This window comes from Limihaloglobus sulfuriphilus (assembly GCF_001999965.1).
Classification (GTDB): Bacteria; Planctomycetota; Phycisphaerae; order Sedimentisphaerales; family Sedimentisphaeraceae; genus Limihaloglobus; species Limihaloglobus sulfuriphilus.
Genome location: NZ_CP019646.1, coordinates 2,029,124 through 2,041,045, shown reverse-complemented (window position 1 = coordinate 2,041,045; position 11,922 = coordinate 2,029,124). Strand labels below are relative to the sequence as shown.

11 protein-coding genes are annotated in these 11,922 nt (G+C 39.8%); 2 read left to right on the top strand and 9 right to left on the bottom strand.

Annotated elements, in window-relative coordinates; all coding sequences use genetic code 11:
• Positions 1–214: 214 nt before the first annotated feature.
• From SMSP2_RS07660 to SMSP2_RS07640, 5 genes are all read right to left on the bottom strand, one after another.
• Positions 215–595 carry a hypothetical protein gene (locus SMSP2_RS07660; protein WP_146683391.1) on the bottom strand — a complete coding sequence of 127 codons (381 nt, stop codon included), beginning with the start codon at positions 593–595 and terminating at the stop codon, positions 215–217.
• Between the two features lie 133 nt (positions 596–728).
• Positions 729–977, bottom strand: coding sequence for a hypothetical protein (locus tag SMSP2_RS07655; RefSeq protein ID WP_146683390.1), 249 nt, complete (start codon positions 975–977; stop codon positions 729–731).
• A 163-nt stretch (positions 978–1,140) separates the two neighbouring features.
• The gene (locus SMSP2_RS07650; RefSeq protein WP_146683389.1) at positions 1,141–1,449 is read right to left on the bottom strand and encodes a hypothetical protein; all 309 of its coding nucleotides are present in this window, start codon (positions 1,447–1,449) and stop codon (positions 1,141–1,143) included.
• Positions 1,450–1,663: 214 nt separating this feature from the next.
• Entirely contained in the window at positions 1,664–2,062 is a 399-nt protein-coding gene (locus SMSP2_RS07645) for a hypothetical protein (protein ID WP_146683388.1), read from the bottom strand.
• A gap of 213 nt (positions 2,063–2,275) precedes the next feature.
• Positions 2,276–2,989 carry a DNA-methyltransferase gene (locus SMSP2_RS07640; RefSeq protein ID WP_237048832.1) on the bottom strand — a complete coding sequence of 238 codons (714 nt, stop codon included), beginning with the start codon at positions 2,987–2,989 and terminating at the stop codon, positions 2,276–2,278.
• 87 nt (positions 2,990–3,076) lie between these two features.
• Here SMSP2_RS07640 and istA point away from each other — a divergent pair, with 87 nt between their 5' ends.
• Entirely contained in the window at positions 3,077–4,558 is a 1,482-nt protein-coding gene (gene istA / locus SMSP2_RS07635; protein ID WP_186804635.1) for an IS21 family transposase, read from the top strand.
• Positions 4,559–4,592: 34 nt separating this feature from the next.
• Positions 4,593–5,360: an IS21-like element helper ATPase IstB gene (istB, locus tag SMSP2_RS07630; RefSeq protein WP_146682973.1), complete on the top strand. Its 768-nt coding sequence runs from the start codon at positions 4,593–4,595 to the stop codon at positions 5,358–5,360.
• A 228-nt stretch (positions 5,361–5,588) separates the two neighbouring features.
• Here istB and SMSP2_RS07625 read toward each other — a convergent pair whose 3' ends face one another.
• From SMSP2_RS07625 to SMSP2_RS07610, 4 genes are all read right to left on the bottom strand, one after another.
• On the bottom strand, positions 5,589–6,323 hold the full coding sequence (locus tag SMSP2_RS07625; RefSeq protein ID WP_146683386.1) for a DUF3102 domain-containing protein: 735 nt from the start codon (positions 6,321–6,323) through the stop codon (positions 5,589–5,591).
• Positions 6,324–6,978: 655 nt separating this feature from the next.
• Positions 6,979–8,835 carry an IS1634 family transposase gene (locus SMSP2_RS07620; protein WP_146683153.1) on the bottom strand — a complete coding sequence of 619 codons (1,857 nt, stop codon included), beginning with the start codon at positions 8,833–8,835 and terminating at the stop codon, positions 6,979–6,981.
• Positions 8,836–8,951: 116 nt separating this feature from the next.
• Positions 8,952–10,670, bottom strand: coding sequence for a hypothetical protein (locus SMSP2_RS07615; RefSeq protein ID WP_146683385.1), 1,719 nt, complete (start codon positions 10,668–10,670; stop codon positions 8,952–8,954).
• Positions 10,671–10,693: 23 nt separating this feature from the next.
• Positions 10,694–11,914 (bottom strand): tetratricopeptide repeat protein, encoded by a 1,221-nt coding sequence (locus tag SMSP2_RS07610; RefSeq protein WP_146683384.1) that lies wholly within the window; start codon positions 11,912–11,914, stop codon positions 10,694–10,696.
• Between the last annotated feature and the right edge of the window lie 8 nt (positions 11,915–11,922).

Below are 11,922 nucleotides of genomic sequence, written 5' to 3'. Positions count from 1 at the left end.
GTAGAATCCTTTTTTTTTAAGTAAAGAATTCCTTACTATTTTGAAATTTTATCAAATACCTTTTCACTTTCCTATAGATTGAGATTCTTTGCAAAAAAAGAGCTGGAACGAAGAATATTTTTCCAGCGGTTGGTAATCTTACTAAAGAACTTGCTTTAAAAAGTTCAGATTACTCAAAATGAGAAATATACTCCCATTCCAGCTCAACACCATATCAGGAGCAGCACTCCTCATAACACAGATGCCTCTCCTCGTCTCTATCTTTCTGTTCCTGGGCTTGTTCTTCGATATATACCTCGAACTGCTTTTGTTCCCTGTCTAACTGTTCTTGGGATAAGTTTAAGTAGTGTATCAATTCAGACTCAGTCTCAAGCCATTCTCCAGCGTGAGATATCTTATTCCCGCATTTCTGACAGATATAACCAAACTCGGCTGGCACATGGTCATCATGGTCAACTACAGGCTGTTCATAACTAACCTGGCCAGCGTCATCAATAATAATAGGCATTACGCTCTTAACATAATTTTGATATCCCAATTTGTTTGACCCGCATTTGGGGCATATAAAAATTCTTTGATGAATATTTTTCTCCATCTTTTTCTCCTTCTTTCAGCATATAATAAACACAGACTTCACCTACTGCTGATGATAAATGAAATCCTTTTTAAGTTAGCGGCAAAAAAGATTCGCCGCTAACTTAACAACAACTATAAACATATTCAAATCACTAATCAAATATTGATTGAGAATCTGGAACAGCAGTCGCTTTTAAGGCACCATATTTTTTATAAAACAAGTAATCCTTATAAGCAGACGGATAGGTATAGTAAACAGCTCTCGCTGTTTGTTCATGAGTAAGGCAACCCAATTCTCCCATATATTTCAACCTAAATTTACTGTAAAGGGTGCGGGGATAGTATTCCCTTAGCCAGGATGCAAACGACATCCATTCATCTTTTTTTATTTTTTTCTTCATTATATTTATTCCTAATTTATTATTATTAATATCAGCAATAATTTAATTTGCCACATCTTTGATTAAACAATATCAAATTTAAAATCACTACTCAAGAGAGAATGTATCAATGATAAGAGACTTATCTAGAATTTGTCTCTTATTATATCAACAAACTTTAATATCAGCCTTCTTCTGGCTCACCAAAGGCTTTTACATAATCTTCAGTAGAACCATTAGACTCTATAAAATCTCTGGCTTCATCTTCATCAATTAGACGAATTCCAGAACCGCCAAACGCCTCATTCGGACCTGTAATTTCTGAATACTTAGACATTGCTCCACCTTTATACTCGATGAAGAATTGTCCATTGTAACTCTTGTATAAGGCCTCATAGACATATCTAAAGTCTCCTTCATAGCCATATTTATAGCTACAAATTAATTCTGCTGTTTCGGTATCATATACCTTGCCATTAATAATATTTTTCATTTGTTTCTCCTATTTAAAAAGGTTAAAATTATACTACAATTTGCAGTTTCATGGCCCCTTTAGTCCATTTTCTGGACTCGCTGCGACCTTTCAGCGTCTCATTTTCGCTACAAGCAAAAACTTGAGTCGAACCCAACGAGGGTTCAGTTATTTGTCTGTTATTAATAAGTTGAGAGGCATAGGGAAGCCACATCTCTCAATTTCCTCTTAATACTTACAAGACGCATGATGTGACTCCAAATCCAAAGAGCATAAAATCCAATTCATACTTTCTTGCAACGAAGACAGCAAACCACTCTTCTTCATTAGTGAATGGACAATCAATTTCGTATACATCAAAAATCACATCATCATCATCAACAACGGGTATAACGTATTTGTCATCCTGTTCCAACATTTGATATTTACTTCCATTAGTTGAATTATCATAGTAGCAGGCTTCATAGTCATTATCATCTACAGGTAATATTGCAACTAAAGCATCACCATCAAACATTTTTACCAATTGTTCAATAGATTTAAACATCCCATAAAACATGGGTTCATCATCATCTCTGCAATCAAATACTGTAGTTACAACTGTATTTACGGTTTTTTCAGATGGATTTTTCATTTTATTTCCTTTATTATTAAAAAATTATTTACTGTATTTCTACCCCTCGACAACGAGTCTTTGGGACACAAATTATTCTTGAATTTCAAAAACTAAAGAATTTGAAATTCTTGATACTGCTTCAAAATGCTTCTATGGGGGCTTGTAAAAGCATTCTGTATTTTTATTTTTTAACAAAGTTACTTTCACTTTTCTGCTCAAAAATAATTTTTTTTACGCTATTTTTCTTTTCTTTATAATAGATTTTTCAACTGATGATTTACTAAAAGCAATTATACTATCAGTCGGCTTAGCCATCTTGAAATAGCGGCCATATTTTTTATCTACCAACTCAATCCCGAGCTTTGCCTCCAATTCAGATTTAACGCTCAACAGAAACTTAGCAAGCTCCATATCCATATCTTTACCTTCAACCCTATCCTTTGCCCACTGACAATAATTAGGATTCTGCTCAATTCCTGTATAGGAGCGATTTAGATTCTTAGCCGAGAGACAAGTTGTCCCACTCCCACAAAACGGGTCTAAAACAACTTGAGTCGGAAAACTGAAGAGCTTGATAAGCCTTTCACATAACTTTTCTGGCCAGGTGCAAGGATGAGGACAGTTCTTGTTTGTATTAGGGTGAACCTTCCATACATTGTAAGTCCATTCCTCAAACTCCTCTGGAGTAATATCAGGCTTAACTCCCCTAGGCTGAGGCAACTCAAATTTATCTTTTGACCATATAATAATATGCTCTTTGCAGTTCCTCAAATTGGGCTTAGAAGGAGAGACTTTTTTACCTTGAGAACGAATTTTCGCAGAACCATTATTATACTTATACCATATAATGTCCTGGTATTCTAATAAGCCCAAATCAAGCTCTCTTACCTTATTGTTAAGCGGCGCTGAAAACAGGTCAGTAATGAGCGGGTCAAAATAGGTCATTTTGAAAGGAAGTTTTTGCCTTAGAGTCGTTATATTATCGATATTATCGAAAATATAACGGAGGTCTTTATGGCGAACTATCTAAAAATGACTAAAAGAAGTGTAATACAGACATTAAGAGAGCGTAACTGGTCTTGCAGGCGTATATCCAGAGAGCTTGGCATCCACCTGGATACGGTGCGTAAGTATGCAAAATCAGACAATGATAATTCAAAACAGGTCACTAACGCGCCTCCCGGGTCGGTGGCCCAAAGCTCAACCGGTCCGGTAAGCAATTGTGAGCCTTACCGTGAAATAATTAAGAACAAGCTGGATATGGGGCTCAGCCGCCGGCGTATATGGCAGGATCTTCGTGACGACCACGGCTCTGATGTCAGCTACCACAGCGTTCGCAGGTTTGTCAACCGCCTCAGTAAAAATTCGCCTGTTCCGTTCAGGCGTCTTGAATGCAGGCCCGGTGAAGAGGCTCAGATAGATTTTGGTACGGGTGCACCGGTAATAACGAAAGATGGCAGACGAAAAAGAACTCATGTAATACGGGTAGTGCTTAGCTTCTCCCGTAAATCCTACAGCGAGGCAGTTTTCAGGCAGACCGGCGATAACTTTATAAATTGCCTGGAAAACGCTTTTCACCACTTTGGCGGTGTTCCGCAAACACTGATAATAGATAATCTTAAAGCTGCTGTAAACAAAGCTGACTGGTATGATCCTGAGATACACCCAAAAATAGTGTCATTCTGCCGTCATTACGGTACCGCCATTTTACCCTGTAAGCCGTATACCCCAAGACACAAGGGTAAGGTTGAAAAAGCAGTAGCATATGTCAAAAATAACGCCCTCAAGGGCCGCAGCTTTAAGAGCCTCTCAGAGCAGAATCAGTTTCTTCTCAGCTGGGAGAGCCGTATTGCCGATACCCGTATTCACGGCACTACCCGCAAGCAGGTAGGCAAATTGTTCACAGAACAGGAAAAGCCTGCTTTATTGAGGCTTCCGGTTGGAAGGTTTCCTTCATTTACAGAAGCTCAGCGGTCCGTTCACAGGGACGGCCATATAGAGGTAGAGAGGACCTATTACTCGGTGCCTCCGGAATATACCGGCCGCAAGGTATGGGCAAGATGGGACGGCCATATGGTAAGAGTATTTAACCGCAGCATGGAGCAGATTGTTGTTCACGCTAAAGTTGAGCCGGGCAGATTCCAGACTCAGGACGGACATATTCATTCAGAGAAAAGAACAAAGATAGAAAACGGCGTTGTATGGATGCTTGAACGAGTCAGTCTGATAGGTGAGAATGCCCAGAGATGGGCCCGGCAGATGCTTGAGGCCAGAGGAATACCTGGTATCCGCGTACTTCTGGGCTTGCTGAATATGACCAATACCTATAACGGTAACAAAATCGATAATGCATGTAAAATAGCGTTAAGCCACAATGCTTTTCGATTGAAGACCATCAGGAGTATTATTAAACACGGCGGTGACAGGCAGCTCCAGATGGAATTTATAGATGAGCACCCTATTATCAGAGATATCTCCAGTTACGGAGAATTCGTAAGAGAGGTTCTGGGCTGAACAATAATCATAACTTATTCAGGAGCAGATTATTATGAACAATTCACTGCACAACACATTAAAATCACTAAGGTTGTCAGGTATGCTTGAGATACTTGAAGTTCGATTGCAGGAGGCAGCCGGCAACAGCCTCACTCATGCTGAGTTTTTAGAACTGATCCTGCAGGATGAGATGCTGGTCAGAAAGCATCGCCAGATCCAAAGGGGTATTAAGGCTGCCGGGTTTAGAGAACTCAAGACACTGGAGGAGTTTGACTGGCAGTTCAACACTTCGATTAAAAGAAGCCGGATATTTGATATGGCCACATGCCGCTTTATCAGTGAGGGCATTGATGTTTTGCTGCTTGGCCCGCCGGGTGTGGGCAAGAGTCATTTGTGTCAGGCGATAGGCTATCAGGCAGTCAAGGCAGGCATGGCTGTGCGGTACCGCTCGATATTTGATGTTGCCAGGGATTTTCTGCACGAAGATGCCTTTGCCTGTCAGGATAAGGTAATGAACAGATATCTCAAGCCGGAGCTGCTGATAATCGATGATATGGGCATCAAGCATCTGCCAAAACGCTGCGGCGAGTATCTGCTGGAGATCATTATGCGGCGATATGAAAACAAATCCACGATGATGACCTCCAACAGGCCGCTGGAAGACTGGGGCAAGCTAATTGGCGATGTACCATCGGCAACCGCAATCCTGGACAGGTTTTTGCATCATGCTGAGATCATCAACATCACAGGCCGCAGCTACCGTCTCAAGGACCGTGCCGAGCATGGTGCCTGTGAGAAAAGAGCCGGCCATGAAGGCTGACTCAGTCTTAACCGGCCTGTCCCGCCCGGCTTGCGGCGGCCAGGTTCCGACGAGCTTTTTGGGTGGCCCATTCTCACCCGGCCGCCGGTCCGGGCGAAACAGGCCTGGCGTATCTGCCCAATAACGTCGAAAATAATCGTTTTATCCAAATCCAACTTGACAAATGAAACTAAAAATAGTAAATAACAACTGGTTTAACTGACCCATTTTGAACGCGCTCATAGTGACCTAATTTAAAGCGCCGATTGACACCTTATAACGCAAATCACAATCAAGGGCATGGCGATATGTAAACTCACCATCTTCATCCCTCTGCTTGTTAGTGAGATTGTCGCAGTTGATTATAAGCCTGCCGCCTGGCACCAAAACCCTATAACACTGAGTTACAAATTGCCCCAACCAATCAAGATATTCTTGGTAGGGTTTGTTATCATTGATTATCTTCCCATCAAGACCTATTCCATAATCGAGATTGTTATTATAAGGCACAGATGTGCAAATAAGATGCACGGTATGCGGCTCCATCTTCGCCATTACTTCAAGCGTATCGCCGTTAATAATCTGATTTACAGTCTTGCCATCTGCTGGATTTTCAAAGTTATGTTCACGATTTGCGAAAAGCTCTCTTATAACTGTCCTGGCCTTATCACTGTCTCTAAACTCTTGAATCGGGCGTTTCTTTTTCCTGTTGTTCTCAATTTCCCTATAAAGGTGAGATAATTTTACATTATTCAAATCTTCCAAATTGGGGTTTTTAGGCCCACATTTTTCATATACATCAATATATCTGCGAGCCGTAGATTTTGAGAATTCCAGGTTCTCCTCTATCCAGTTTTCCCAGGTTCCATGCTTACATGCTGCTCTCTGCTCAATAAGCAACTTACCTATCTTATAGGCAGTTCCTGCTGACATCTTTATTAGTGCTTTGTGCAAATTGTTAATTTCTTCAGCAATATTCGTCATTTTCTGACCTCATTCTTTACTAGCTCCATTGCTAGTTTCTTATAATTAAACATATTTATTTCTCCTGTATAAAAACATTAATGGCAACTTTGCCGTTCGTTCAATAACAGTAACCATTACTGTTTGTATTTACTTTTAAAGTAGCATTTAAATACTTCATGAATTATATAAAAAAACCATGCAAAGTCAACAAGAATATTCTTGTAATTCCATTCATATCAATGACTTACGCTTCAATGTCTTTGTCAGATTAGAAGTTAATCTTTGTTTATTAAGTTAAAAATAAGATTCAGTTGGAGGAGATTAGAAATATAAACGGACAAAAATTATTTAATCAAACAAATTTGCAGCAATAGCCCCTTTTAATGCACCAGAAGAGCAGGGAAGTCTATTTTAGTTGACAAAAAAAAATTGAATATTTTTAGAAATATCTTTCTTTTTTTGGAAAAATAAAAGAGAAGAATTGGCCAGTTCCAAAAAATCTAATTGAGAACCGGTTTAATTTACGCCTGTATTTACTGTATACAATTATGCCATAGCATGGCGAAACACAAATGCGTATTATAAAATGTGACTAACCCCAATTTCTCACTTAGGGGTGTAAAACAGGGTTTATGGTAGCGCCCGCGGTGTTGGTGTGTCGCCAAAGGGGGTCTTAATCTTTGACCTGGCTGCTGTATATTTTGGGTGGCTTCTGCAGCGGCAGATCCATGTTCAGGTGGTGCAGTATCAGACGCTGATCTGCCTCGGGCTCGGTGTACCTCTCCATCAAGAGGTACCGACCGTCAAGTGTTTCAAATGTCACATCAAGCATCTGGATACGGCTCATCGTTTCCAGGGCAGCCTGTGCGGTCAGGCCGCAGGCACTCACCCGCAGCTTATGCCGCAATGTCACCTGCAGGCAATAACTTATAAACGCCACAAAGATATGGGCATCAACACGCTCTTCTTTATGGTGATATACAGGGCGAATGCCAAGATCACTCTTGAGTTCTCTGAAAGACTGCTCAACGTTGCACTGCAGCATATACTCATTCCAGAGTGCCTTACCATCCTTGCCCTTCTGATTGGTCCGCAAAAAGTACTTGCCGTCACGATAGATCATATCACGGTATTTCTGCCGGTTTATGTGATACCTGAATTCGCCGGCTTCAATCCGCTCCTTTTGCCCCGGAATATTGAGCTCCACACATCTATAAGCTTTACCGGCCTGCGATTGCAAAGCCCCAAGGCGTTTATAAAAACGTTCATAATTGCGATATCCCTTGAGTTTTTCAAGTCCGTCAAGATATTTACGCAGTTTTCTTTTACGCATGGCCCTCTCCTTTTGCATACGATCCCTGCTCCTGGCAAGGACATAGCATTCGCCCTCTTTTTCGATGTATTTCACATGAACACTGCTGTTTACCTGCTCCCAGTCCTTTTGAGAAAGTTCACTGCTATAATCATCGAGCTGTCTGCGGGGTGTGCCAACAAGATAGCTTATATTGTTCTTACGCATGAACTTGAGCGTAGCTTCCGTTGGTATGCCCCTGTCCATCAGCCAGACCCTGTTGGCCTTGCCGTACATTGTTTCTATCTTGTTGAGCAGGGGTCTTAATGTCGTCTTTTCAGATGTATTTCCCTGAAGTACTTCATAGTCAAGAGGAAAGCCCTCCGGCGTAACAACAAGGGCTATCAGCACCTGTCTGCAATCACTGCGTCTGTCTTTGCTGTGGCCGAATTCTGCCTTGGGATTCTGCTTGCATAGCCCCTCGAAATACGTGCTGGTGATATCATAGAGCAGGATGTCGTACTCAAGGTTGAACATTCCTTGCCAGGTGTCTTTAAGGTATTTGCAAAGTTCGTCTTTGTATGGAAGGATACGGTCAAGACAACGGTAGAGCCTGTTTTTCTCGGCAATCTCAAAATCACAATCAAGGATGGCGTCCATAGCACTCTGGCTGAACCAGTGCTGATGGACAAAGTATTCGGCAGAAGGTTTTATCAGCCTGCTCACCGTAAGCAACTTGAGGACTTTTGAGAATGCGACCGGCGATCTGTCTGTATCAATCCGCTCTGACCAGAAGCGGTCAAAACCAAGCTGATCCCACATCTCAGAAGCCAGCCAGCAATCGCCAAACCTACGCGGTCGTTCCAGTCTCATCTTTGAGATGTTAACCGGTATCGTATCAACATCGTGACAGCTCTGGTTGTCCTGATCAAAAGCAAAAAGGGTTTTGTGTACAGGTTTGTTATCTTCGTTGATTATCTCAATTGATCTCTGCCAGGCCTTCTTTTGAGAGTCGCTGATCTCACCAAGGTAAAGAACCACCTTCTCCACATGCCGATTACCGGAGACCTTCCGCTTCTCAGCAATACTGTAATAGGTGTTGCATTTACCGTTCTTTTTACGCCTGTGCTTTTTCAAATACATACCCAAATTATCGCATAGAAATTCACCTATGCAATAGGGCAGGTCTGTACCAAAGCCAAATCCAGAATCGAAACACCCCTCAAAGGCCAGAAACATCGAAAATATTTTTATTTTTACCGGTTTCGAGACCTAAGTGAGAAATTGGGGCTAAAACCAAGCCAGCCATTTTTCGTTGATATACACAAAGAATAATGTGTCGGATTATAATTATTTTATTTGAGAATGTCTCTCTGCATCTCAATATACTCAACCAAATGTTCAAGTTGAAGGTCAGGATTGACTTTCTGTGCGTTCTTGAACATACTACTAATAAATTTCAGTCTGTGTATAGCCCATTTTTTCGTTGCTTTTTTCTTTCTCAAAGCTTGCTCTGACGCTTCTGAAATCCACTTTGGGTAGTAATTCCCACTTAAAACTCTGTTTAGCTCTGTACAATAACTTTGTATAGCGGGAAGTCCAAGGTCATCGATATCAGAAACATCAACTATTTTCTTAAATTCAATAAACCAGGCATGTATACGTTTAATCCAGTTGCTGGATAGTTTGTTCTGCATTGTATATTTATCGCGGTCCCGGTAATATTCCCATAGAATATCTAATGTCAGAATCTTGCGATTCAGACTATCACTTAATTGCTTAAACTCATCAACACCTGTTAAAGTAACGACAAACTCAGAATCTTCTTTCAAGATATTTATAAAATGTCTTACTATAAAATCTTTAGTTATATGTTGATTAAACTTGATGATTGACCCGTTCTTCAAAAGTTTGAATCTGACATTTGAATAATACCGTTCAGTATATTTTTCAAACTTGGCTCGATGCGATAACAACTCTTCCAATTCTAGTAATTGTTGTTTTTCTTTTTTAATTAAACATTCAACAGCACGATTAATATAGTATTGATTAGTTTGTTCATAGAAATCTTCAACAGTTATCCTCAATTTATCATTTAACGATTTTCCTTCAAGATAATGCTTCTTTAAATCTTCTCCAATTTTGTATCTAAAACAATCAACCCCTTCGCCATATTTAGATACAAGCGAATCAATATATTCGACAAATTCTTCGTGAGTTTCAACCTCTTTATTCTCATGATTTTCTAAGCTTATAATTTTCCCTGGTGGTATCGTTGCGAGATACTCCTTCTTTTTTTCATTCAAAGACAATTTCATTTGAGTCCTACATGTTGCGAAATTATTTTCAATATTAGCTTTCATTTCAACAGCCTGCTCTTCAAAAGCAGCCCTGAGACCTTCAGTTTGCCAAACATTTTCAAGGTCTGTACGCTTATTACATAAACGAACAATGTCCTTTTTAATCTCTAGTCTGGCTTCTTCATCATCAAATGCATAAAAAGCAAAACATTTATCACCACTGACCCTTGCAATTGCCGGCAAAATAGCCTGATTACAATTAGGATAATCTTCAAGGTATTCAGATACTTCCGCAAATACCTTATAACTCCTGCTCGAATATGGAATTAATTCATTTGAATATATGTATTTGTAATCAAACCTGAAATCACTGTACATATTTTTCAGATTATCAAAATATGAATCATCTAATCCATCTAAGAAATAAGCTATATATTTGATAGTTGACTCATCAGAAGAGCGTTCTTTGATGTCAAACCAAGTAATTTCTATTTCTGTTTCTTCAGAATTAGACAATGCTAATGGTGAAATTTCTATGCTATTTCGTTTTTGATACAATAATATATATTTGAAGAATTCACTCGCTATAATGCCGAGATTAGTGGATTGGTAAATCAATCTATTTGTTTTATTTCTAAAATCTGATTCTTCTAATTTATAGTTTGTTAGGTTCTGATTTTTTTTTACATCTCTTCTCACCCGGATAACTTTCCTACCATCTTCATAGCGTAGAACTACTCCTTTATACTCAATATCTACCCGTTTTCTGCCCATTTAAGCACCTCTCAACATTACTGTTATTCATTTTTCAGAATTCTTAATAAAACGTTTCTAAAAACTGGTTTGCATTTTTTTTCATTAATTTCTCTGTTTAAAGAATTTTTAAGTTCAGCCAATCTGCCATGGTTCTGGGCAGTTTGTTCTATTTGCCTGTATGCAGAGATTATATCAAATGTAGATATTTCTTCATAAAAATCTTCCCTAAGCATCTTGACAATAGCTTTTATGCCGACAAAAAGAGCAAAATCGGTATTTTTATCAGCAAAATCCCTCGATGCTCTTAAAAGAGTAAATGGGTCGGAACTAGACGACTTGGCACACTTCATTGCTATATCATAAAAACCGGCATCTTTTGCCGCCGCAAACCATTTTCCCGGTTCTCCTTTCTTCTCAATACAATCAATTAATATTTTCTTTTTATCAATATCAGGGTATCTTTTACAGATAGAGCGATAGATGTTAATCTTTGTGCCACTATAAGGGAAATTCAGACCATACTTTTCATAAGCCTCTTCTGTTCTGCCCATATCTATCAGCAATGATTCACAATAATTGTTGATAGAATAATCACTGTTCCCCGAACTGTCATCCAACTTCATTTTCTCAGCATATGCAAGGGCTTCTTCCTGTTTGCCCTGCTTAGCCAACGCCATTGCCTGATACTTGTTGTATGGCCAGAACGTTTTTCTCCTTAATTTCAGTAACTCCTCAATTTCATCATAACGCTCAGTAAATAAAAGACAGGAAAGACACATATCTGAACCCACAAAGAAATACCACTTCTCACTCAGCCAGCACTCTTTGACTTGTGGAATCAAACTGTCAGCCCACAGATTGGCAAGCCCAGGATATACGCATATTTCTCCCCAACGGTCTCTTAGGTCATCAAAAATCCCCCAACCCTCATCCTGTATGGCATCAAAGAGTTTTTTAAGCCACTTGCCTCTTGTATTCATATCCCATTCAGCACTGATAAGAATAGGAGTAAGAGCATCCATTGTTCTATTTAAAGCAGTCCCCAAGGCTCCTGATGAACTGTCAATATACATAAGAGCTGGATATAAGCGGGAACAGAGTTCAACTGCCCCTTCTCCAGCAAGGGCAGAGTCCTTTTTGGCAACTTTCTTTATCTCAGAGACAGCCTCTCTCATCCTTTTGGATGCTTTAGCCGTTCCGTTCCAGCCGTAGGCTGAACTGCGAAAGTATTTTTTAAAGTTCCATTTATATTTATCTGCCATAAGTTTTA